Source organism: Pseudomonas sp. 7-41, from assembly GCF_021233075.1.
Taxonomy (GTDB): domain Bacteria; phylum Pseudomonadota; class Gammaproteobacteria; order Pseudomonadales; family Pseudomonadaceae; genus Aquipseudomonas; species Aquipseudomonas veronii.
The window spans coordinates 6,220,182-6,243,898 of record NZ_CP089551.1; the positions used below are offsets into that span (position 1 = coordinate 6,220,182).

Sequence of the window (23,717 nt, forward strand, 5' to 3'; positions counted from 1 at the left end):
GGTGCCTCGTGGCATGAGGGTCTAACGGTCAGGTGTGCAAACGTGCCGCAGCGCGGCCAGGATTCAGTCAGGCGCGCCAACGCCAGCGGGCCAGGGCCTTGATAACTTTCATCCAGAGTTTGCGAGTGACTACCACGATGGTATTTCCAGAAGGGGATGGATCGGTGTCGGCCAACGTTATCTCAGCGCCCGCTCCCAAGCAACCGGGGATTAGTCGGCGCAGGTCATCAATTACCAGCGCGGGCGACTCTTCGGCGATCGGCCGACCGTGGTTATAGCCGTAACTCAAGGCCACGCACTGCACGCCCGCCGCCTTGGCCGCCAGCACATCGCTGCGCGAATCGCCGACAAACAACGACTGGGACGCCGGGATATTGGCCATTTTCATCACGAAAAACAGCGCCGCCGGGTCGGGTTTCTTCTGCGGCAAGGTATCGCCACCGATGATCCAGCGGAAATAACGGCCGATTTTCATCTGGTCCAGCAACGGCGCGACGAAGCGCTCCGGCTTGTTGGTGATCAGGGCCATTTCCACGCCCTGCTTGCTCAGCCATTTGAGGGTGTCGCGCACGCCGGGGTACACCACGGTCAGTTCGTGGTGGTCTTCATAGGCGAGGTTGAACAATTCCAGGGCATGTTCGGCCTCGACATCATCGACCCCCTCGGCCTCGATGTGGTTGGCCAGCGCCCGGCGTACCAGTACTTGCGCGCCGTTGCCGACCCATTTGCGCACCGACTCGATGCCGACCGGCTTGCGCCCCAGCTTGAGCAGCATCTCGTCCACCGCCGCCGCCAGGTCCGGCACCGAGTCGATCAACGTACCGTCCAGATCGAACATCACCAGCCGTGGCAGTTTGCCGGGGAACAGCCGCTCGAAGCCGCTCATGGACGCGCCAGCGCCAGTTCCGCTCGCATCTTGGCGATGACGTCCTGGTAGTCCGGCGCATTGAAGATCGCCGAGCCGGCGACAAAGGTGTCGGCGCCGGCGGCAGCGATTTCGCGGATATTGTTGACGTTGACCCCACCGTCGATTTCCAGGCGGATCTCACGCCCCGAGGCATCGATCAGCGCACGGGCTTCGCGCAGCTTGTCGAGGGTGCCGGGGATGAACTTCTGCCCGCCGAAACCTGGGTTGACGCTCATCAGCAGCACCATGTCGACTTTGTCCATCACGTACTTGAGCACGTCCAGCGGGGTGGCCGGGTTGAACACCAGGCCCGCCTTGCAGCCGCCTTCGCGGATCAGTTGCAGGGTGCGGTCGACGTGCAGCGAGGCTTCCGGGTGGAAGGTGATGTAAGTCGCGCCCGCTTCAATGAAGTCCCCGACGATGCGGTCTACCGGGCTGACCATCAGGTGCGCGTCGATCGGCGCGGTGACACCGTACTTGCGCAACGCCGCGCAAACCATCGGGCCGATGGTCAGGTTGGGGACGTAGTGGTTGTCCATGACATCGAAGTGGACGAAGTCGGCACCGGCGGCCAACACGTTGTCCACTTCCTCACCCAGACGGGCGAAGTCGGCGGAGAGAATCGATGGAGCGATAACGAAGGGCTGCATGACGCACCTTTTTTGAGCTAAATCACAATGGCGCGCATTGTATACCTCATGCTTTGCCCAGCGCACCGTGACCTAACTCAACGGCTAGTACGCCGCCCGATAGATTTTCTCGATATCGGCAGCGCTGAGTTGGCGCGGATTGTTGCACATCAGGCGCTCGATGCCCGCCGCTTCCACGGCCATCGCGGCGAGTGCGTCTTCGGGGATACCGAAGCTGCGCAGGCCCGATGGGATCTCCACCGCGGCGCACAGTCGCGTCATCGCCTCGACCGCCTGGTCGGCGGCGTCATTGATGCTCAGGCCGGTGACATTCACGCCCATGGCCTGGGCAATGTCCTGCATGCGTTCGACACACGCCAGCTTGTTCCAGTGCATGACATACGGCAGCAACAGCGCATTGCTCACGCCATGGGCGATATTGAAGCGCCCGCCCAGCGGATACGCCAACGCATGCACCGCGCCGACCCCGGCGTTACCGAACGCCATCCCGGCCATCAGGCTGGCGGTGGCCATGTCGTCGCGGGCCTGCAGGTTGGCCGGGTTGGCGTAAGCCTTGGGCAACGCCTTGGCAATCAGCTTGATCGCGCCGATGGCCAAGGCATCGGTAATCGGCGAGGCGTTCAGCGACAGGTAGGACTCAATGGCATGCACCAGCGCATCCACGCCACTGGCGGCGGTGACGCTGCGCGGGCAGGTCAGGGTCATCTGCGGGCTGATGAGTGCGACGTCCGGCAGCAGGAAGTCACTGACGATGCCCTTTTTCAGTTGCGCGGCCTTGTCGGAGAGGATCGCGACGTTGGTCACTTCCGAGCCGGTGCCGGCCGTCGTGGGAATGGCGATCAGCGGCGGGCCCTTGCGCGGCACCTGATCGACACCGAACAGGTCCGCCAGCGCGCCGTGGTATCCGGCATAGGCCGCCACGCTCTTGGCGATATCGATCGCACTGCCGCCGCCCAGGCCGATCAGGCCGTCATGCCCGCCTTCGCGGTAGGCGCGCATGCAATCTTCGACAATGGCGATTTCCGGGTCGGGCAGCACCCGGTCGAAGATCTCGTAGGAGCGCTCGCCCAAATGCGCCAGCGCCAGCGCCACGGTGCCGGACTTGACCAGCGCGGCATCGGTGACGATCAGCGGGTTGTCGACATCCAGCCGCGTCAACTCTGCGGCCAATTGCTCGATGGCGCCGGCGCCAGTCAACAGTTTGTGGGCGATCTTGAATGAGGAAGTACTCATGTGCGCGGCCTCTTGTCGATTGTGGGCTGGCACAAGAGTAGCTGACGGAGATCGGTTGTCTTCCATTCAACAGCTGAATGGTCACAGAACCGATTGTGGGAGGGGGCTTGCCCCCTCCCACATTTAGACCTGGGCGGTGCGCAACTTCTCGCTACGGCCGCGCAGCCATTCCAGGGTCAGCAGCAGCAACACCGAGAAGGCAATCAGCAAGGTCGCCGCGGCGGCAATCGTCGGGCTGAGGTTTTCGCGGATACCGCTGAACATCTGGCGCGGCAGGGTCGCTTGCTCGGGGCCGGCGAGGAACAGCGTCACCACCACTTCGTCGAACGAGGTGGCAAACGCGAACAGCGCCCCGGAAATCACCCCCGGCGCGATCAGCGGCAAGGTCACCCGGCGAAATGCGGTCAACGGCGATGCCCCCAGGCTGGCCGCTGCCCGCACCAGGTTATGGTTGAAACCCTGCAAGGTCGCGGACACCGTGATGATCACAAACGGCACGCCCAATACGGCGTGGACCACGATCAGCGAAAAGAAACTGTTACCCAGCCCCAGCGGCGCGAAGAACAGGTAACTGGCCACGCCGATGATCACCACCGGCACCACCATCGGCGAAATCACCAGGGCCATCACCAGCGCCTTGCCGGGGAAATGCCCACGGGTCAGGCCGATCGCCGCCAACGTGCCGAACACCATGGCCAGCACGGTGGCCGCCGGGGCGACGATGACGCTGTTCTTCAGCGCCCGCATCCATTCGGCCGAGGCGAAAAAGTCCTGGTACCAGTGCAGCGAGAAGCCTTGCAGCGGGTACACCAGAAAGCTGCCGCTGTTGAACGACAGCGGGATGATCACCAGCACAGGCAGAATCAGGAACAGCAGGATCAAGCCGCAGAGGATCCGCAAGCTGTAGAACCACACCCGCTCCACGGGCGACATATAAGGGCTCAGCATCGCAAGGTCTCCTTAGCTCAGGCGCAGGCGGCTGGCGCCCACCAGCCGGTTGTAGATCAGGTACAGCAGCACGGTGGCCAGCAGCAGCAAGCCGCCCAACGCGGTCGCCATGCCCCAGTTGATGCTGGTGTTGGTGTAGAAGGCCACGAAGTAGCTGACCATCTGGTCGTTCGGGCTGCCCAGCAAGGCCGGGGTGATGTAGTAACCAATCGCCAGGATGAACACCAGCAGGCAGCCTGCGCCCACACCGGCGTAGGTTTGCGGAAAGTACACGCGCCAGAAGCTGGCGAATGGGTGACAGCCCAGGGAAATCGCGGCGCGCATGTAGGTCGGCGAGATGCCTTTCATCACGCTGTAGATCGGCAGAATCATGAACGGCAGCAGGATATGCACCATGGAGATGTAGACCCCGGTGCGGTTGAACACCAGCTCCAGCGGCTTATCGATCAGGCCCATGCCCATCAGCGCGCTGTTGATCAAGCCACCGGACTGCAGCAGCACGATCCACGCCGCCACGCGCACCAGGATCGAGGTCCAGAACGGCAGCAGCACCAGAATCATCAGCAGGTTGCTTTGCCGTGCCGGCAGGTTCGCCAGCAGGTAGGCCAGCGGATAGGCCAACAGCAGGCAGACAAAAGTGATCACCAGGCCCATCCAGAAGGTGCGGGCGAAGATGTCCAGGTAGATCGCCTGGTCCGGCGTGGCCGGGGCCACTTCGCCGAGGTCGTCGATACGGTGATCGACGGCCGCCAGCAGATAGTACGGCGTCAGGCTGCTGGTATTGCGCCGGATCGCCTGCCAGTACGCCGGGTCGCCCCAGCGTTCGTCGAGGGTTTCCAACGCTTCTTTATAAGAGGCCGGCGCTTCGGTAAACGGCAGCGCCCGCGCGGTTTTGGTCAGCAGGCTGCGATAGCCGGCCAGTTCCATGTTCAAGCGTTTCGACAGATCGCCGAGGGTCTGGTTCTTGCGCGCTTCGCCAAGGTCTTCGCTGAGCGCCTGGTACACCGGCTCGCCAGGCAAGCCGCGACCGTCCCAGGTCTTCACCGCCACCACCGTGCGCGGCAGGCCGCCCACGACTTCCGGGTTGCCGACACTTTTGTACAACAGCGCAACGATCGGCACCAGGAACACCAGCAGCAAAAACAGCACCAGCGGCGCAATCAAGGCCTGGGCCTTCCAGCGATTAAGCCGCTCGGCACGCGCCAGGCGCTGCTTGAGGGTGGGGCTGTTGACCTCGGTCGAGGGAACGGCGATGGCCATGGCTAACTCCGAAACTTGAAAATGAATGCACTCTGCCAAACGCAGCAGATCCCCTGTGAGAGGGGGCAAGCCCCCTCCCACATGGAGTTACTTGGCAGCCCAGGAATTGAAGCGCTGCTCAAGTTGCTCGCCGTTATCCGCCCAGAAGCTCACATCGATCTGCACCTGGTTGGCGATGTTCTCAGGCGTGGTCGGCATGTCTTTGAGCACGTCCTTGGCCAGCAACGGTACGGCTTGGGTGTTGGCCGGGCCGTAAGCGATGTTTTCCGAGTAGATCTTCTGCTGCTGCGGCTGCACCGAGAAGGCGATGAACTTCTTCGCCGCTTCTGCGCGATCCTTGGCCAGGCCTTTTGGAATAGCCCACGCGTCGAAGTCGTAGATGCCACCGTTCCAGACCACTTTCAGGTTGCTCTCTTTCTGTACGGCAGCGATGCGACCGTTGTAGGCCGAGCTCATCACTACGTCACCCGAGGCGAGGTACTGCGGCGGTTGCGCGCCGGCTTCCCACCACTGGATCGACGGCTTGAGTTCGTCGAGCTTTTTGAACGCACGGTCCTGGCCGTCTTTGCCGGCCAGCACTTTGTACACATCCTTCGGCGCCACGCCGTCAGCCATCAACGCGAATTCGAGGGTGTATTTGGCACCCTTGCGCAGGCCGCGCTTGCCAGGGAATTTCTTGGTGTCCCAGAAGTCCGCCCAACTGGTCGGCGCGCTGCTCAGCTTGTCAGCGTTGTAGGCGAGTACGGTCGACCACACGAAGAAGCCCACGCCGCATGGCTGGATCGCGCCTTTGACGTAGTCAGCGCTGTTGCCGAACAGTTTCGGGTCCAGCGGCTCGAACATGTCTTCGTCGCAACCACGGGACAGTTCCGGCGATTCCACTTCCACCAGGTCCCAGGACACGCTCTTGGTGTCGACCATGGCTTTGATCTTGGCCATCTCACCGTTGTACTCGCCGGCGACGATTTTGCCGTTGCCCGCACTTTCCCACGGTGCATAGAAAGCCTTGACCTGTGCGGCCTTGTTCGCGCCACCAAAGGACACGACCGTCAGATCCGGGCCGGCCATGGCCTGGGTCGCGCCGATCAAGCCGATCGCCAGTGCGGAATACTTAAGGGATCTCAACATTGTTGTTCTCTCCACGTGCAGGGTTGGTGAAGCCATGGGGGCGATTATTTCGCCTCTAGAAGTGGGTCGAGTGCGCGAACGTGCTCGACTTGCCAGCCAATCGGTACCACGTCGCCGACCGCCAGTGCCGGGTCCAGCTCGGCGATCGGTTGTTTCACAAAAAAATCAGTCATGCCGCAGACTTCCAGGCGCACGCGCACGTGGTCGCCCAGGTAGACAAATTCCGCTACTCGCCCAGAGAAGCGGTTCACGCAACGTTCGCTGGAGCCATTGAGGCTGACGCGCTCAGGCCGCACCGACAAGGTCACCGGGCCGCCAACCTGGCCGACGTTCACCGCCAGCGCCTCGACTTTCTCGCCGCGCGCCAGTTCCACCACGCAGCGGTCGCCGGTGTGGCTGTGCAGGCGACCGTTGAGGCGGTTGTTTTCGCCGATGAAGTTGGCGACGAAGGTATTTTTCGGCTCTTCGTACAGGGTACGCGGCGCCGCGATCTGCTGGATCTCGCCCTGATGGAACACGGCCACCCGGTCGGACATGGTCAAGGCTTCGCCCTGGTCGTGGGTCACATACACCACGGTCACGCCGAGGCGTTGGTGCAGGTGCTTGATCTCCATCTGCATGTGTTCGCGCAATTGCTTGTCGAGGGCGCCGAGGGGTTCGTCCATCAGCACCAGCTGCGGTTCGAACACCAGCGCCCGGGCCAACGCCACACGCTGTTGCTGGCCGCCGGAGAGTTGCGCCGGGTAGCGTTGGGCGAAGGCGTCGAGCTGGACCATACTCAGCACGCGCTTGACCCGCTCGCTGATATCGGTCTTGCTCAACCCTCGCACCGACAGGGGAAACGCCAGGTTCTCGGCCACGGTCATGTGCGGGAACAACGCGTAGTTCTGGAACACCATGCCGATATCGCGCTTGTGCGGCGGCACGTGGTTGATGGCACGCCCGGCCAGCTGGATTTCGCCGGCAGTCGGCGTTTCGAAGCCGGCCAGCATCATCAGGCTGGTGGTCTTACCCGAACCCGACGGCCCTAGCAGGGTGAGGAACTCGCCCTTGCGAATCTCCAGGTTGAGGTCTTTGACGATCAGGTTCTCGCCGTCGTAGCTCTTCTGCACGCCACGAAAGCTGACCAGCACATCATTTGAATCCGCCTCGCTCATACCCGCACCTTTGTATTTTGGACTGCTGTGGCACAAGCGTAGTCCAGGGGCGGGGCCCCGGAAATCGGGGGCCAGGAGAGAATCACATCAGCCGGATGGAAGGTTGGGGGTAGGGAACGCCCTACAGCGATGGCGGGGATAGAACAGCGCCGCTATGAGCGCCAGCCTGCAAGCGCCGAGAACGGGCAAATGGCGCTCTGAAGGAGGTCGCAAACAGGCATGTCGTCAGAGCAGCTTGTGCTCCATGGCGTACTTCACCAGTTCGGCCAGGGAGGTGATATTGAGCTTTTGCATCAGGCGTGCCTTATGGGTGCTGATGGTCTTGCTGCTCAACGCCAGTTGCTGGGCGATGTCGTTGACGTTGGCGCCCTGGGCCAGGCGTTCGAACACCGAGAACTCGCGTTCCGACAGCAGCGAATGCAAAGGTCGCGAATCGGTCAGGCCGACCTCGAAGACCATGCGATCGGCCAGGTCCGGGTCGATATAGCGCCCGCCAGCCGCGACCTTGCGAATCGCCATCAAGAGCAGGGCCGGGTCGCTGTCCTTGGTGGCATAACCGGCCGCGCCTACCTTCAGGGCCCGCGCGGCCATCTGCGCTTCATCGTGCATCGACAGCACCAGGATCGCCGGCGGATTGCTCAGCGCACGAATCCGCGCGATGGCTTCCAGGCCGTTGACGCCAGGCATCGAGATATCCAGCAACACCACCTCGCAAGGCACATGGCGCAAGGTCTCCAGCAACTGCTCGCCATTGCCCGCCTCGCCCACCACCAGCAAGTCTTTGGCCAGGCCGATCAATTGCTTGATGCCTTCACGCACGATGGTGTGGTCTTCGGCTACCAGTACACGGATCACAGGGGTTTCCTCTTATTGTTATGCATCCAATGGCACCGTCACACTCAGGGTGGTGCCCTCCCCCGGCTGGCTGTCCAGGTTCAACTGCCCGCCCATGATCAGCACGCGCTCACGCATGCCGACCAGGCCGAACGACACCGGGCGCCCCTTGGCCTCGATGAAACCGACGCCGTCGTCGCTAATGGTCAGCCGCAGTTGCTTGCCCTCCACCGCCAGGGTCAGCTCGACAGTATGCGCCTGGGCATGGCGCATCACATTGGTCAGCGCCTCCTGCAGGATACGGAACAGGCCAATGGCCTTGGCATCGCTCAAGGCCGGCAGGTTATCCGGGACTTGCACCAGGCAGGGAATCTGCGTGCGCGCTTCGAAGCGCCGCGCCTGCCACTCGATGGCCGAGGCGATCCCGGCGTCGAGAATCGGCGGGCGCAACGCCGTGGCCACGTCGCGCACCAATTGAAACAGTTGGGCGATCAGGCGTTTCATGCTGTTCAAGCGCTCGTTCAGGCCGGGGTCCAGTTGCGCATAGGCCAGCTCGCACATGGAGGTTTCCAGCTTGAGTACGGTGAGCATTTGCCCGAGTTCGTCGTGTACTTCGCGGGCGATGCGCGCCTTTTCTTCTTCACGCACGGTTTCCAGGTGCGCCGACAGTTCGCGCAACTGCGCTTCGCTTTGCAGCAACGCAGCCACATAACGGCGACGTTCGGTGACGTCATTGAGGTAGACCACCAGGTATTCGCCGTCGGCAAACCGCAGAAAGCTCAACGACACCTCGGCCGGCAGGATGCTGCCGTCTGCGCGCAGGCAGTCGGCGGCGAAATGCTGTGGGCCCTCTTCGCTGGCACGCGCGCGTTTCCACAGGTTCAGCCAACGGTCCATGCTCAGGCTCGGGTCGAAATCGGCCAGCGGACGCTCGATCAGCGCGCCGGGGCCATAACCGAGCATGGTTTCCGCCGCCAGGTTGGCGTAGCGCACATGGCTGTCCCAATTGACCCAGAGGATGCCGACGGTACTTTGATCGATGGAAAACTGCGTCAGGCGCAGCGCTTCGGCACCGGCGGCGCGCGCGGCGCTTTCTTCGCGAGCGGCGAGCAGGTTGTGTTCCAGCACTCGTTGCTGGCGACGCTGCCAGAACACCACCGCCAGGCTGGCGAGCAGCAGCAACCCCAGCAGCAGGCTGAGGTTTTGCCACAGGCCGGGAGACTCGGACAGACGCGGGTATTTGGGTTGCAGCCAGCGGTTGTGCAATTGGTCCAGATCGCGGGCGGGGATGGCGCGCAACGCGCTTTCCATGATGCCGGACAGTTCCGGCCAGTCGCGGCGGGTCGCCACCCGCAGCAATTGCGGCAAGCCGATATCACCGACCACCGCCAGCCCGGAGAACTCAGGCTCGCCCGACAAGCGGCTCAGTTGCGCCTCATCCACCACGGCGTAACGCGCCTGCTGACTGACCAGCAACTGCAAGGCCTGGCGCTCCATGGGCACGCCTTGCAGGTTGAGACCGGGATAGGTGCTGCGCAGGTAATCGGCCACGGCGCTGGGCATACGCACGGCGACGCGGGAATGTTCGTCGAGTTTTTCCAATTCCACCGCACCGCCGCCCTCACGCACACCGACGATACGCTGGGGCACGCGCATGTACGGGTCGGTGAACAACCACAGGCGCAAACCGGCCGGGGTTTGCTGCAGACCGGGGGCGATGTCCACCTCGCCGTCGCGCAGGGCGGCTTCCAGTTGCTCCTGAGTGGGGAAATTGCGCCACGTCAGCTCGATGTTCAGGGCCTTGGCCAGCCATTGCATCAACTCGACATTGGCCCCCGACAAACGCTGCAGGCGCCGGTCGTATTGCGCATACGGCGCCTGCAAGACCAGCCCCACCCGCAACTCCGGGTGCTGCGCCAGCCATTCGCGTTGCGGCACAGAGAGCTGCGCTTGCGCAGCGACAGGCACGGGCGCGGCCCCCGCCATCAAGGCAAAGCACATACAGCCGATAACCAGCAGACAGCGAAAACCCATGATCCACGTCTCACATCACTGACAAATACTGACCAACCCATTAGGCTGCTGGAATCACTTCTGGCCGGGAATTAACGATGCCCTATCGAAACCGTTCGGCACTGCCAGCATTGTGCCTGTCACTCCTCTTTACCGCCGTCTTTTCTGCCCAGGCCGCCGACGCGCCTGCGCCGGTTGCGGAAAAACCGCTCGAACGCCAGCCCCTGCCGGAGCGGAGCCGGGAAGAAGCCAGCGCCCTCGAACGCCAGATCCCACGCGAAGAACAGCAACAGCTGCAGGCCGGCAGCGATTCATTCCTGGCCCTGTGGAAACCGGCCAACAGCGCCGAAGCCGAAGGCGTGGTGATTATCGTACCTGGCGCGGGTGAAAATGCTGACTGGCCGCAAGCAATTGCACCATTGCGGCGTAAATTGCCGGATGCCGGCTGGGGCACCCTCAGTCTGTCACTGCCGGACGTGAACCTGGACACCTTGCCACCACGGGTGATCGAAGCGCCCAACGCGGCCGTCGACACCAGCAGCAAAGACGGCAGCACCGCCGCCAAACCGATCGAGCAAGCCGCCAGCGCGGAAGCCGAAGGCACCGACCCGGCCGTGGTGCCGGGCGCGGACGAACAGGACAAGACCGATGCCAAGCGTATCTTCGAGCGCATCGATGCCGCCGTCGCTTTCGCCCAGACCCAAGGCGCCCGCAGCGTGGTGCTGCTTGGCCATGGCAGCGGCGCCTGGTGGGCCGCGCGGTACTTGAGCGAGAAACAACCGAGCCAGGTGCAGAAGCTGGTGATGGTGGCGGGCAAGGCCCCCGTGGGTCGCCAACCGGACCTGCAACAACTCGCCCCGGGCTTGAAAGTCCCCACGGCGGATGTCTTCTACCAGGACCTCGCCCAGGACCGGAACACCGCACGGGAGCGCGCCCAAGCCGCCAAACGCTTGAAGAATGGCGGCTACAAGCAAGTGTCGCTCAAGACCTTGCCCGGCAACAGTTCGGCCGAGCAGGAGCAGTTGTATCGGCGGGTGCGCGGGTGGTTGAGCCCAGAGCCAAAAGACAGCTGACCGCCAGCACCCAAATGGGATGACTAGCGGAAATCCCGCCGCTCGCGAATCAACGTATAGGCGTTATGCAGTTCGCGGGTTCGCTCGGTGGCCTCACGCACTTGCGCGGGGCTGGCGCCGCTACCGGCGATCTTGTCTGGATGGTGGCGGCTGAGCAGGCGGCGGTAGGCGCGCTTGATCGCCGAGGGCTCGGTGGTGCTGGTCACCCCCAGAATCCGCAACGCCTCCTGATACGCGGCGCCACGGCTGGCCACCGGCTTGCGCTCCGGCGCGTAATCGGCGGCCAGCGCCTGAAGCTGTTGCGGCGTCCAGCCCAACCACTTGCCCCACAAGTTGATCAGGTCACGCTCGGCATCATCCGCGCGGCCATCCGCCCAGGCCATGCGCCAACAAGCGCGCAACACGCCTTCTGACGCATGGGGCTGGGACTTGAGGACGCGCAGGTAGGCGCGCACCCGGTCAGAGCCGGATTTACCGCGGTTGAACGCCGCAATCGCCCGACGCTGGGCCGGTTCGGTCATGTCCAGCGCGCGCATTTCCTGGCGTGCCTGCTGGATATGCCCGTCCGCCACGCGGCCATTGCTTTTGGCCAGGCGGCCCAGCAGCACAAACAACAGTTCGTCATTGCGCAACGCCGGGCGCCCGCCCAGACGCTCACGCAACTGTGCCCAGCTGTGCAGTTGCAGGCGGCGATCCAGCGCCTGCCCGAGCAAGGCTCCCAACAAGGCCCCCGGAATACTGGCAATGGCAAAGCCAGCCCCGGCGCCGATCAGCGTCCCAGGCCACAACATCTTAGCGCCCCGCTGTCAGCAGGGTTTCGACTTGCGCCAGGCGCTCCAGCGTGCCGACATCGATCCAGCGTCCCGTCATGTGTTCTCCCGTTACTTGACCTTGCGCCATGGCCGCGCGCAACAGCGGCGCCAGCTTGAAGGCACCGGTGCTGCAACCCGCAAACAACTTGGGGTCGAGCACAGATATGCCACTGAAGGTCAGGTTATCGGCACCGGGCGCCGCATCATGAAGCACACCATGATCCAGGTGGAAATCCCCGCCCGAGGGGTGATGCGCCGGGTTATCGACCATCACCAAGTGGGCCAGGCCCTGGAGCGGGCGCTGGAGTTGGGCGAAGTCGTAATCGGTCCAGATATCGCCATTGACCACCAGAAAGGGTTCATCCCCCAGCAACGGCAGCGCCTGGAAAATCCCGCCGCCGGTTTCCAACGGTTCGCCCTCGGGGGAGTAGCGGATGCGCAGGCCAAACTGCGCACCGTCGCCCAGGTAGTTTTCAATCTGCTGGCCGAGCCAGGCGTGGTTGATCACGACATCGGTGAACCCGGCCCTGGCCAGCGCCTCCAGGTGATACTCGATCAGGCGCTTGCCGCCCGCCTGCACCAGCGGCTTGGGCGTGTGCAAGGTGAGCGGGCGCATCCGCTCACCTTTGCCGGCCGCCAGGATCATCGCCTTCATACGCTCGCCTCGGCGGGTTGGCGCAGGCTGGCCAGCAGCTCAGCCAGTTCGCCCAACTCCGGACGGTCCGCCAGTACCGCGTCTATATAGGCAAAGAAGCGCGGCACGTCGGCCAGGTAGCGTGGTTTGCCGTCGCGGTGGCAGATACGCGCGAAGATACCGATCACCTTGAGGTGACGCTGCACGCCCATCAGGTCGCTGGCGCGCAGGAAGTCGTCGAAATCCGCCTGCACCGGGATGCCCAGAGCTGCGGCGCGCTGCCAATAACCACGCTGCCATTCGCGCACGCGGGCCTGGGGCCAACTGAGGAACGCGTCCTTGAACAGGCAGGTGATGTCGTAGGTCACCGGGCCGTAGACCGCGTCCTGGAAATCCAGCACGCCGGGGTTCGGTGCGCTGATCATCAGGTTGCGCGGCATGTAGTCGCGGTGTACCAGCACTTTCGGCTGGGCCAGGGCGCTGTCGATCAGGCGCTCGCTGACACGCTGCCAGAGCGCCTGCTGGTGCGCGTCGAATTCGATCCCCAGGTGGCGGCGCACGTACCATTCAGGGAAGAGCTCCAGCTCGCGGCGCAGTAAAGCGACGTCATAGCTGGGCAGCGGCGCGTCCATCGGCAACTGCTGGAAAGCCAGCAAGGCGTCGATGGCATCGGCGAACAATTGATCGGCATTTTGCTCGTCAATCACGTCCAGGTAGGTTTTTCTGCCCAGGTCGTTGAGCAAAAGAAAGCCGCGCGGCAAATCTTCTGCATAAATTTTTGGCACATTGATTGCCGATTTCGCCAGTAAATCGGCGATATCGACGAAAGGTTTGCAGTTTTCCTGGGGGGGTGGAGCGTCCATCACCACGAAAGTATGCGCCCCGCCTTCCCAGCGGAAGTAGCGCCTGAAACTCGCGTCGCTACTGGCCGCGGTCAATGTGGCCGGGGGTACGACGCCCCAATCCTGAGCGTTGAAGAGGATCGGCAACTGCTCATCCAGCCAGACTTTCAGCTGTTGTAAACGTAGATCTTGCTCGGGCATTACAAGGGTCTCCGACGGCGCTAGCCGTCAAGCGGGTCATGCTTTATTATCACGCATCTTTTTCAGACCATCGAGAGGCGTGCGGCCCACACCGCGGGCAGATGGCACGCAGGAAGCCCGGACTAATAAGATGGCATTGAAATCCCCCGCGTTTCGTAGAAAATTTCCGTTGCTGGTAACCGGCAGTCTGCTGGCCATGCAACCTTTCGCCACCTCATTCGTGGTCGCCGCGGAACAGTATGACTGCTCAGTCTCTGCTTCGGGTGCCTGGGATTGCGCGCCGAAAACCGCCGCCGCCCCATTGCCACCGCGCCCGGTGCATGACGGTGCAGCCGTCAGCTCGGCCAACGGCACGGCGCAAGCCAACGCTGAAGGCGGCACCGAGGCCGAGCCGAAGACCATGCTGGTCACCGAATCCAAGGGCCGTGGCCTGCGTTCGCGCAGCGCCGACTACAGCCACTTGGACTGGGTGCCTCGCGAGAAGCTGACCGCCGCCCAACTGGCGGAAACCGGTCCTTATTGCTCCGGCGCGTACATCGAGCCGATTCGTCCTGGCATGAACGACAAGACGAACCAGAGCGATGCGCCGACCTTCATCGGCGCCAAGGCCTCGCGTTACGAGCAGGAACAGCAGGTCGCGACCCTGGCCGGTGACGTCGTCATGCGCCAGGGCAGCATGCAGCTGGAGTCTGAAGAAGCCAGCCTGTACCAGGCCGAGAACCGTGGCGAGCTGAACGGCAACGTCCGCCTGCGCGACAACGGCGCCCTGATCGTCGGCGACCACGCCCAGGTCCAGCTCGATACCGGCGCGGCACAGATCGACAACGCCGAATACGTGATGCACAAGTCACGCATCCGCGGTAACGCGCTGTACGCCAAGCGCGCCGAAAACGCGATCATCCGTCTCAAGGACGGTACGTACACCACCTGCGAGCCAGACAGCAACGCCTGGCAGCTCAAGGGCAACAACATCACGTTGAACCCGGCCACCGGTTTCGGTACGGCCACCAACGCGACGTTGCGGATCAAGAACATCCCGATCCTGTATACCCCTTACATCTATTTCCCGATCGACAACCGTCGTCAATCCGGCTTCCTGCCGCCGAGCTTCAGCACCGGCAGCGAGACTGGCTTTACGCTGGTGACGCCGTACTACTTCAACCTGGCACCGAACTACGACGCCACGTTGTACCCGCAATACATGACCAAGCGCGGCTTGTTGATGGAAGGCGAATTCCGCTACCTCACCAAATCCAGCGAAGGCCAGTTCGGCGGCGCGTACCTGAACGACGACAGCAACGAACGCAGCAAGCAGACCGATTACGAAAAAACCCGTTATATGCTCAATTGGCAGCATAAGGGCGGGTTGGATTCGCGACTGACGACCCTGGTGGATTACACCCGAATCAGTGATCCTTACTACTTCCAGGATTTGAAGTCGTATGAGGAAGGGGTTGAGAGTCGGGATGCGCTCAACCAACAGGGCGCCTTGACCTATCGTGGCGACTCTTATCGCGCGCGGTTGAATGTCCAGGCTTATCAGTTGGCGACGATCTCTCAGATCACGCCGTATGATCGCTTGCCGCAGATTACTTTCAACGGTGCGCTGCCTTACCATCCGGGCGGGTTGAATTTTACCTACGAGACCGAAGCAGTTAGGTTTGAGCGTAGCCTGGAAAAGGGTATGTTTTCCGATGAAAATGGCCTCGTATCACGTCGTCTGGACACCTACGTCACAGGCCTGACCCGTGCAAACGGTACTCGCTTGAACGCGGCCCCCGCCGTCGAATACCCGATGAACTGGACCTACGGCTTTATTACGCCGAAGTTGAAGTACGTCTATACCAAGTACGACCTTGACCTTGACAGCCAAGGCAAAAACGACATCGTGACTGCGCAAGCAAATGCAGTTACAAACGGCACAAAATACGCCGGCGGTGTTTTCAAAAGCTCGCAAGACCGTGCAGTCCCAGTCGCCAGCATCGACAGCGGCCTGTACTTCGACCGCAACACCAACTGGTTCGGCAAAGACTATCGCCAAACCCTCGAGCCGCGCGCGTTCTACCTTTATGTTCCGAATAAAGACCAGAGCGACATCCCGGTTTTCGACACCAGCGAATACTCGTTCAGCTACGCCTCGCTGTTCCGTGACAACCGCTTCAGCGGCACCGACCGGATCGGCGATGAGAACAAGCTGTCCCTGGGTGTCACCAGCCGCTGGATCGAAGAAAACGGCTTCGAACGCCAACGCGTCAGCGTCGGCCAGGCCCTGTACTTCAAGGACCGCGAGGTTCAACTGCCCGGCATCCTGGCGGCCGACCGCGCCGACGCCCAGAGCGACGTTTCGCCGATCGCGCTGGACTACGAGTTCCGCTTCAACCGCGACTGGCGCGCCACTGCCGATTACAACTGGGACACGGAAAGCCACGCCCCACGTTCCGGCAGCGCGATGTTCCACTACCAGCCGGAAGACAACCCGAACAAGATCGTCAACCTCGGTTATCGCTATCGCAACGACCAAGTGGTCTACAACCAGTTGACCGGCAAATGGCAGTTTGGTGGCGACTACGGCACGGAAGGCCAACCAAACTTCGTGAAGGATTACTACAAAATCCAACAACACGACTTCTCGATGATGTGGCCGATCATTCCTCAGTGGAACATGATTACCCGCTGGCAGTACGACTACGCCCGCAACCGTACCTTGGAAGCCTTCGGTGGTTTCGAGTACGACAACTGCTGCTGGAAACTGCGCGTCATCAACCGTTACTGGGTTTCCAACGACGAATACAGCCAGATCGCCCCGCTTAACGAAAAGGGTGACCACGGGCTCTTCTTCCAGATCGTCCTCAAAGGACTCGGCGGCCTGACCGGCGCCAAGGTAGAGAGCTTCCTCGACAAAGGCATTCAAGGTTATCGTGAACGTGAAGATCAAGCTTTCTGATTGTCTGCGCCCGCTCGTGCTGGGCGCGCTGTTCCTGGGTACCGCATCGGCGCATGCCGCGGTTCAACAGCTGGATAAGGTCGTGGCCATCGTCGATAACGACGTGATCATGCAGAGCCAACTGGACCAACGGGTCAAGGAAGTTCAGCAAACCATCGCCAAGCGTGGCGGTGGTGTGCCGCCTACCAGCGTCCTGGACCAACAGGTGCTGGAGCGCCTGATCGTCGAAAACCTGCAATTGCAGATCGGCGATCGTTCCGGCATCCGTATTTCGGACGAAGAACTGAACCAGGCTGTTGGCACGATCGCGCAACGCAACAACATGAGCATCGATCAGTTCCGCGCCGCCCTGGCCCACGACGGCCTGTCCTATGAGGACGCGCGTGACCAGATCCGCCGCGAAATGATCATCAGCCGTGTGCGTCAGCGCCGTGTGGCCGAGCGGGTTCAGGTATCCGAGCAGGAAGTGAAGAACTTCCTCGCATCGGACCTGGGCAAGATGCAGCTCTCCGAAGAACTGCACCTGGCCAACATCCTGATCCCGACCCCGGACAGCGCCAACTCTGAGCAGCTCAATGCAGCCGCCGCCAAAACCCAGGCTATCTATGATCGCCTGAAGGCCGGTGCTGACTTCGCCCAGATGGCAATCGCCCAATCCGGCAGCGACAACGCCCTGGAAGGCGGCGATATGGGCTGGCGTAAAGCCGCTCAATTGCCACCGCCGTTCGACCGTGAGCTGAGTGCCATGGAAGTGGGAGGCATTACCCAGCCAGCCCGCACCCCAGGCGGCTTCATCATCCTCAAGTTGCTGGAACGTCGCGGCGGCGAGACCTCGCTGAAAGACGAAGTCCACGTTCGTCACATCCTGGTTAAACCAAGCGAAATCCGCACCGAAGCGCAAACCAAGGAACTGGCCCAGAAGATCTATGACCGCATCGAAAGCGGCGAAGACTTTGCCACCCTGGCCAAAAGCTTCTCGGAAGACCCAGGTTCCGCCCTCAACGGTGGCGACCTCAACTGGATCGACCCGAAAGCATTGGTGCCGGAGTTCCAGGAAGTGATGGCCAAGACCCCGCAAGGCGTACTGTCCAAACCGTTCAAGACGCAATATGGCTGGCATGTACTGGAAGTCCTTGGCCGCCGCGCCACCGACAACACCAGCCAGGCCCGCGAACAGCAAGCCCTGACCGTCCTGCGCAACCGCAAGTACGATGAAGAGCTGCAAACCTGGCTGCGTCAGATCCGTGACGAAGCCTACGTAGAAAACAAACTGCCAGGCGCCGAGCAAACAGGCACCAACCAGGCAAACCAGTGAAACCCCAGCGTTTCGCGGTGACACCCGGCGAGCCGGCCGGCATTGGTCCAGACCTGTGCCTGCTGCTCGCCTCGCAGCCCCAGCCACACCCCCTGATCGCCATTACCAGCCGCGACCTGCTCCTTGAGCGGGCCGCGCAACTAGGCGTGGCCGTCAAGCTGCTGGACGTTGCGCCGGGTAACTGGCCCGACCTGCCGGCTCCTGCGGGCAGCCTGTATGTATGGGATACCCCGCTGCAGGCCAAGGTGGTCGCCGGGCAACTGGACAAGGCCAATGCGGGCTTTGTGCTGCAAACCCTGACCCGTGCCGGGCAAGGGTGTATCGACGGCGACTTCGCCGGCATGATCACCGCCCCCGTACACAAGGGTGTGATCAACGAATCCGGCATCGCCTTTTCCGGCCATACCGAATTCCTCGCCGAACTGACCCACACCCCCCAAGTCGTGATGATGCTGGCCACACATGGCCTGCGCGTCGCCCTGGTGACCACGCATTTGCCGTTGCGCGACGTGGCCGATGCCATCACCGTCGAACGCCTGGAGCGCGTCACGCGCATCCTGCATGCCGACCTGCAACAGAAATTCGGCATCGCCCAACCGCGCATCCTGGTCTGCGGGCTCAACCCCCACGCCGGCGAGGGCGGCCATCTGGGCCATGAAGAAATCGACATCATCGAACCCACCCTGGAGCGTCTGCGCCAAGACGGCATGGACCTGCGTGGCCCATTGCCCGCGGACACTCTGTTTACCCCCAAATATCTGGAGCACTGCGACGCAGTGCTGGCGATGTACCATGACCAGGGGCTGCCCGTGCTGAAATACAAAGGCTTCGGCGCCGCAGTCAACGTGACGCTGGGCCTGCCGATCATCCGCACTTCCGTCGACCATGGCACCGCCCTGGACCTGGCGGGCAGCGGCAAGATCGATACCGGCAGCCTGCGCGTGGCCCTGGAAACCGCCTATCAGATGGCCGAGACCCGTATATGACCGAGCATTACCAACACCGGGCGCGCAAGCGCTTCGGGCAAAACTTCCTGCACGACGCTGGCGTGATCGACCGCATCCTGCGCTCCATCCATGCCAAGCCCGAAGACCGTCTGCTGGAAATCGGCCCGGGCCAGGGCGCACTGACCCAAGGCCTGCTGGCCAGCGGCGCGCAACTGGATGTGGTTGAGCTCGATAAAGACCTGATCCCGATCCTCAATCAGCAGTTTGGCGGCAAGTCCAACTTCATCCTGCACCAGGGCGATGCGCTGAAGTTCGACTTCACCAGCCTCAATGCCGCGCCCAACAGCCTGCGGGTGGTGGGTAACCTGCCGTACAACATCTCCACGCCGCTGATCTTCCACCTGCTGAACAACGCAGGGATCATCCGCGACATGCACTTCATGCTGCAGAAAGAAGTGGTTGAGCGCTTGGCCGCCGGCCCTGGCGGCGGCGATTGGGGCCGCCTGTCGATCATGGTTCAGTACCACTGCCGCGTCGAACATCTGTTCAATGTTGGCCCGGGCGCGTTCAACCCGCCGCCGAAGGTCGATTCGGCCATCGTGCGCCTGGTTCCTCACGCCGTGCTGCCGCACCCGGCCAAGGATCACAAACTGTTGGAGCGCGTCGTGCGCGAAGCCTTCAACCAGCGCCGCAAGACCCTGCGCAATACGCTCAAAGCGCTGTTGAGCAACGCCGAGATCGAAGCCGCTGGCGTCGACGGCAGCCTGCGCCCGGAACAACTGGACCTGGCCGCATTCGTGCGCCTGGCCGACCAGCTTGCGATCCAGCCGCCGCCCGTCGCGGACTGAAGCCCGCCCTGCACCAGGCCCGACAGCATGTCTGGCCTAGTGCCCGCCTCTTGGCCTAGACTGATCCGCATCTGCTGTCCTCCGCTTTTGCTTTTAAGGCCTCTTGCATGTCCGATCCTCGCTACCAGATCGACGTCAGCGTCGTTACCCGCTTCCTGGCGGACCAATCGCAACCTGAACACAACCGTTTCGCCTTTGCCTACACCATCACGGTGAAAAACAACGGGCTGGTGCCGGCCAAGCTGCTGTCACGCCACTGGGTGATCACCGACGGTGACGGTCAAGTGGAGGAGGTGCGGGGTGCCGGCGTGGTCGGCCAGCAACCGCTGATCGATATCGGCGCCAGCCATACCTACAGCAGCGGCACGGTGATGACGTCCAAGGTCGGCACCATGCAAGGCTCGTATCAGATGAAAGCCACTGACGGCAAACTGTTCGACGCGATCATCAAGCCATTTCGCCTGGCCGTGCCCGGAGCCTTGCACTGATGGCAACCTATGCGGTCGGCGACCTGCAAGGCTGCCTGCAACCCCTCAAGTGCCTGCTCGAACGCGTGGCCTTCGACCCAGCGAACGATCGCCTGTGGCTGGTAGGCGACCTGGTCAATCGTGGCCCCGAGTCCCTGGAGACCCTGCGCTATCTATATGGCCTGCGCGATTCCCTGGTGTGCGTACTGGGCAACCACGACCTGCACCTGCTCGCGGCCGGCAGTAACATCGAGCGTCTGAAAAAGGCCGATACCCTGCGGGAAATCCTCGAGGCCCCGGATCGCGCCGACTTGCTGGACTGGCTGCGCCGGCAAAAGATCATGCACTACGACGAACAGCGCGACATGGTGCTGGTCCATGCCGGCATTCCACCGCAGTGGACACTGAAAAAGGCCCTCAAGTGCGCCGCCGAAGTCGAAAGCGCCCTGGCCGATGACAACCTGTACGTCGCCTATCTCGACGGCATGTACGGCAATGAACCGGTGAAATGGGACAACGACCTGACGGGCGTCGCCCGCCTGCGCGTGATCACCAACTATTTCACACGCATGCGCTTCTGCACCGCCGACGGCAAACTGGACCTCAAGAGCAAGGAAGGCGCCGACACCGCGCTGCCCGGCTACAAACCGTGGTTCGCCCACAAGGAACGCAAGACCCGCGACACGAAGATCATCTTCGGTCACTGGGCGGCCCTCGAAGGCAAATGCGATGAACCCGGCGTGTTCGCCCTCGACACCGGCTGCGTGTGGGGCGGCGCCATGACCCTGATGAACATCGACACCGGCGAGCGCCTGAGCTGCCAGTGCCCTTCCCCTCTTCCCGTGACCCCGTCGGTTGCCGCGAAGCGCTAGACGCCGCTTGCAGCCAAACCCAAGGAGCCCGCCATGAGCGAATTCAAACGTATCCCACCCGAACAAGCCCAGGCCCTGCGCGAACAAGGCGCGGTGGTGGTGGATATTCGTGATCCGCAGGCCTACGCCCTGAACCACATCAAAGGCGCCCGGCACCTGGACAACCACAACATCGCCGATTTCATCCGCGCCGCCGACCTCGACGCGCCGGTGATCGTGGCCTGCTATCACGGCAATTCCAGCCAGAGCGCGGCCGCCTATCTGATCAGCCAGGGCTTCTCCGACGTCTACAGTCTGGACGGCGGCTTTGAGCTGTGGCGTACGACCTATCCTGCAGAAATTGCCTCCGGCGATTCGCAATAATTTTTTTCACACCCCGCCACCCCGCGTGACGCTTGGGCTTGCGCCGTTTCTGACGAACGGCGCACCCAAACTAATTGCGTATCCCTCCTTTACCTCGCGGATTCCGAACTATCCTTAAGCGCAGGCCATCCGAATCAGGGGAGAGCCGGTACACCGGCGTGCGGGTCATCGGTAGCGTTTCAGGGTGTTCTGGGGGGAAAACGGCCATTGGCGTTCGTCAATGACTGCCAGCATCGACTGATTGATCCGGCGTCGGCTCCACGTATCGAGCGAGGTGACGACGTCATGAGTATTTTTAGCCACTTCCAACAACGCTTCGAGTCCACGCAGCAGGAAGAACTCACACTGCAAGAGTATCTCGACCTGTGCAAGCGTGACCGCAGCACCTACGCGTCTGCCGCCGAGCGTTTGTTACTGGCGATTGGCGAGCCGCAGTTGGTGGACACCTCCAACAATTCGCGTCTGTCGCGAATCTTCTCGAACAAGGTGATCCGCCGCTATCCGGCCTTTGAAGACTTCCACGGCATGGAAGAATGCATCGACCAGATCGTCTCCTACTTCCGGCACGCCGCCCAAGGCCTGGAAGAGAAGAAACAAATCCTCTACCTGCTCGGCCCGGTTGGCGGCGGTAAATCGTCCCTGGCCGAAAAGCTCAAACAACTGATCGAGAAAGTGCCCTTCTACGCCATCAAGGGTTCGCCGGTCTTCGAGTCGCCCCTGGGCCTGTTCAACGCCACGGAAGATGGCGCGATCCTCGAAGAAGACTTCGGCATCCCACGGCGCTACCTCAACACCATCATGTCGCCCTGGGCCACCAAGCGCCTGGCCGAGTTCGGCGGTGACATCAGCCAGTTCCGCGTGGTGAAACTCTACCCGTCGATCCTCAACCAGATCGGCGTGGCCAAGACCGAGCCGGGCGATGAGAACAACCAGGACATCTCGGCGCTGGTGGGCAAAGTCGATATCCGCAAACTGGAAGAATTCCCACAAAACGACGCCGACGCCTACAGCTACTCGGGCGCACTGTGCCGGGCCAACCAGGGCCTGATGGAATTCGTGGAGATGTTCAAGGCTCCGATCAAGGTCCTGCACCCACTGCTCACCGCCACCCAGGAAGGCAACTACAACAGTACCGAAGGCCTCGGCGCGATTCCGTTCACCGGGATCCTGCTGGCCCACTCCAACGAATCGGAATGGCACACCTTCCGCAACAACAAGAACAACGAAGCCTTCATCGACCGGATCTACATCGTCAAGGTGCCGTACTGCCTGCGGGTCAGCGATGAAATCAAGATCTACGACAAGCTGCTGTTCAACAGCTCCCTGGCCAAGGCCCATTGCGCGCCCGACACCTTGAAGATGCTCGCGCAATTCACCGTGCTATCGCGCCTCAAGGAGCCGGAGAACTCGAATATCTATTCGAAGATGCGCGTGTACGACGGCGAAAACCTCAAGGACACCGATCCCAAGGCCAAGTCGATCCAGGAATACCGCGACACCGCCGGCGTGGACGAGGGCATGAACGGCCTGTCGACGCGCTTCGCGTTCAAGATCCTGTCCAAGGTGTTTAACTTCGACCCTCACGAGATCGCCGCCAACCCGGTCCACTTGCTCTATGTGCTGGAGCAGCAGATCGAACAGGAACAATTCCAGGCCGAAACCCGCGAACGCTACCTGCGCTTCCTCAAGGAATACCTGGCGCCGCGCTATATCGAGTTCATCGGCAAGGAAATCCAGACTGCGTACCTGGAATCCTACAGCGAATACGGCCAGAACATCTTCGACCGCTACGTGCTGTATGCCGACTTCTGGATTCAGGACCAGGAATACCGCGATCCGGAAACCGGCGAAATCCTCAACCGCGTAGCCCTCAACGAGGAACTGGAAAAGATCGAAAAACCCGCCGGCATCAGCAATCCGAAGGATTTCCGCAACGAAATCGTCAACTTCGTGCTGCGCGCCCGCGCCAACAACAACGGCAAGAACCCCACTTGGCTCAGCTACGAGAAGCTGCGGGTGGTCATCGAGAAGAAAATGTTCTCCAACACCGAGGATCTGCTGCCGGTCATCAGCTTCAACGCCAAGGCCAGCAAGGAGGATCAGCAAAAACACAACGACTTCGTTACACGGATGGTCGAGCGTGGCTACACCGACAAACAGGTACGTTTGCTCTCCGAGTGGTATCTGCGGGTGCGCAAATCGCAGTAAGGCAGCGACGGGCGTGTACTGCCGGGCCCATGGCCTGGCAGTCGACCGCTTGTCTCTAAGC

General features: G+C 62.0%; 21 protein-coding genes. 9 read left to right on the forward strand and 12 right to left on the reverse strand.

Annotated features, from left to right (window positions below; genetic code table 11):
• Nucleotides 1-67: 67 nt before the first annotated feature.
• From LQ249_RS28435 to LQ249_RS28475, 9 genes are all read right to left on the reverse strand, one after another.
• Nucleotides 68-886, reverse strand: coding sequence for a phosphoglycolate phosphatase (locus LQ249_RS28435; RefSeq protein ID WP_046381869.1), 819 nt, complete (start codon nucleotides 884-886; stop codon nucleotides 68-70).
• The gene (gene rpe, locus LQ249_RS28440) at nucleotides 883-1,557 is read right to left on the reverse strand and encodes a ribulose-phosphate 3-epimerase (RefSeq protein ID WP_017847795.1); all 675 of its coding nucleotides are present in this window, start codon (nucleotides 1,555-1,557) and stop codon (nucleotides 883-885) included. The genes LQ249_RS28435 and rpe overlap by 4 nt, the downstream gene beginning before the upstream one ends.
• A gap of 84 nt (nucleotides 1,558-1,641) precedes the next feature.
• Nucleotides 1,642-2,790 (reverse strand): iron-containing alcohol dehydrogenase, encoded by a 1,149-nt coding sequence (locus LQ249_RS28445; RefSeq protein WP_046381867.1) that lies wholly within the window; start codon nucleotides 2,788-2,790, stop codon nucleotides 1,642-1,644.
• Nucleotides 2,791-2,913: 123 nt separating this feature from the next.
• Nucleotides 2,914-3,738 (reverse strand): ABC transporter permease, encoded by an 825-nt coding sequence (locus LQ249_RS28450; protein ID WP_017847797.1) that lies wholly within the window; start codon nucleotides 3,736-3,738, stop codon nucleotides 2,914-2,916.
• 12 nt (nucleotides 3,739-3,750) lie between these two features.
• Complete coding sequence (locus LQ249_RS28455) at nucleotides 3,751-4,998, reverse strand: ABC transporter permease (RefSeq protein WP_046381866.1); 1,248 nt, start codon at nucleotides 4,996-4,998, stop codon at nucleotides 3,751-3,753.
• Nucleotides 4,999-5,085: 87 nt separating this feature from the next.
• Entirely contained in the window at nucleotides 5,086-6,126 is a 1,041-nt protein-coding gene (locus tag LQ249_RS28460) for an ABC transporter substrate-binding protein (RefSeq protein WP_057005388.1), read from the reverse strand.
• Nucleotides 6,127-6,170: 44 nt separating this feature from the next.
• Nucleotides 6,171-7,283, reverse strand: a complete 1,113-nt coding sequence (locus LQ249_RS28465; RefSeq protein WP_046381864.1) for an ABC transporter ATP-binding protein — start codon at nucleotides 7,281-7,283, stop codon at nucleotides 6,171-6,173.
• A gap of 225 nt (nucleotides 7,284-7,508) precedes the next feature.
• Nucleotides 7,509-8,138, reverse strand: coding sequence for a response regulator (locus tag LQ249_RS28470; protein ID WP_017847801.1), 630 nt, complete (start codon nucleotides 8,136-8,138; stop codon nucleotides 7,509-7,511).
• 18 nt (nucleotides 8,139-8,156) lie between these two features.
• Nucleotides 8,157-10,151, reverse strand: a complete 1,995-nt coding sequence (locus LQ249_RS28475; RefSeq protein WP_126585102.1) for a sensor histidine kinase — start codon at nucleotides 10,149-10,151, stop codon at nucleotides 8,157-8,159.
• A 77-nt stretch (nucleotides 10,152-10,228) separates the two neighbouring features.
• On the opposite strand from LQ249_RS28475, the gene LQ249_RS28480 reads away from it, so the two are divergent.
• A complete protein-coding gene (locus LQ249_RS28480) occupies nucleotides 10,229-11,203 on the forward strand; it encodes an alpha/beta hydrolase family protein (protein WP_046381862.1) in 975 nt (324 codons plus the stop codon).
• A 23-nt stretch (nucleotides 11,204-11,226) separates the two neighbouring features.
• Here the strand turns inward: LQ249_RS28480 and LQ249_RS28485 are convergent, their stop codons facing one another.
• From LQ249_RS28485 to LQ249_RS28495, 3 genes are read right to left on the reverse strand one after another with little or no spacing between them, the layout of a single operon-like run.
• On the reverse strand, nucleotides 11,227-11,994 hold the full coding sequence (locus LQ249_RS28485) for a TerB family tellurite resistance protein (RefSeq protein ID WP_017847804.1): 768 nt from the start codon (nucleotides 11,992-11,994) through the stop codon (nucleotides 11,227-11,229).
• 1 nt (nucleotide 11,995) lies between these two features.
• Complete coding sequence (gene murU, locus LQ249_RS28490) at nucleotides 11,996-12,670, reverse strand: N-acetylmuramate alpha-1-phosphate uridylyltransferase MurU (RefSeq protein ID WP_046381861.1); 675 nt, start codon at nucleotides 12,668-12,670, stop codon at nucleotides 11,996-11,998.
• A complete protein-coding gene (locus LQ249_RS28495) occupies nucleotides 12,667-13,692 on the reverse strand; it encodes an aminoglycoside phosphotransferase family protein (RefSeq protein ID WP_126585105.1) in 1,026 nt (341 codons plus the stop codon). Before LQ249_RS28495 ends, murU begins: the two co-directional genes overlap by 4 nt.
• Nucleotides 13,693-13,822: 130 nt before the next feature.
• On the opposite strand from LQ249_RS28495, the gene LQ249_RS28500 reads away from it, so the two are divergent.
• From LQ249_RS28500 to LQ249_RS28535, 8 genes are all read left to right on the forward strand, one after another.
• The gene (locus tag LQ249_RS28500; protein ID WP_232566052.1) at nucleotides 13,823-16,636 is read left to right on the forward strand and encodes an LPS-assembly protein LptD; all 2,814 of its coding nucleotides are present in this window, start codon (nucleotides 13,823-13,825) and stop codon (nucleotides 16,634-16,636) included.
• The gene (locus LQ249_RS28505; protein ID WP_026140134.1) at nucleotides 16,611-17,951 is read left to right on the forward strand and encodes a peptidylprolyl isomerase; all 1,341 of its coding nucleotides are present in this window, start codon (nucleotides 16,611-16,613) and stop codon (nucleotides 17,949-17,951) included. The genes LQ249_RS28500 and LQ249_RS28505 overlap by 26 nt, the downstream gene beginning before the upstream one ends.
• A complete protein-coding gene (gene pdxA / locus LQ249_RS28510; protein ID WP_128192551.1) occupies nucleotides 17,948-18,937 on the forward strand; it encodes a 4-hydroxythreonine-4-phosphate dehydrogenase PdxA in 990 nt (329 codons plus the stop codon). Before LQ249_RS28505 ends, pdxA begins: the two co-directional genes overlap by 4 nt.
• On the forward strand, nucleotides 18,934-19,746 hold the full coding sequence (rsmA, locus tag LQ249_RS28515; protein WP_017847810.1) for a 16S rRNA (adenine(1518)-N(6)/adenine(1519)-N(6))-dimethyltransferase RsmA: 813 nt from the start codon (nucleotides 18,934-18,936) through the stop codon (nucleotides 19,744-19,746). Before pdxA ends, rsmA begins: the two co-directional genes overlap by 4 nt.
• Before the next feature lie 107 nt (nucleotides 19,747-19,853).
• A complete protein-coding gene (gene apaG / locus LQ249_RS28520) occupies nucleotides 19,854-20,234 on the forward strand; it encodes a Co2+/Mg2+ efflux protein ApaG (RefSeq protein ID WP_017847811.1) in 381 nt (126 codons plus the stop codon).
• Nucleotides 20,234-21,085, forward strand: coding sequence for a symmetrical bis(5'-nucleosyl)-tetraphosphatase (locus LQ249_RS28525; protein ID WP_057005392.1), 852 nt, complete (start codon nucleotides 20,234-20,236; stop codon nucleotides 21,083-21,085). The genes apaG and LQ249_RS28525 overlap by 1 nt, the downstream gene beginning before the upstream one ends.
• Before the next feature lie 33 nt (nucleotides 21,086-21,118).
• The gene (gene glpE / locus LQ249_RS28530) at nucleotides 21,119-21,448 is read left to right on the forward strand and encodes a thiosulfate sulfurtransferase GlpE (RefSeq protein ID WP_057005393.1); all 330 of its coding nucleotides are present in this window, start codon (nucleotides 21,119-21,121) and stop codon (nucleotides 21,446-21,448) included.
• Nucleotides 21,449-21,733: 285 nt separating this feature from the next.
• Entirely contained in the window at nucleotides 21,734-23,656 is a 1,923-nt protein-coding gene (locus tag LQ249_RS28535; RefSeq protein WP_017847814.1) for a PrkA family serine protein kinase, read from the forward strand.
• Nucleotides 23,657-23,717 lie beyond the last annotated feature (61 nt).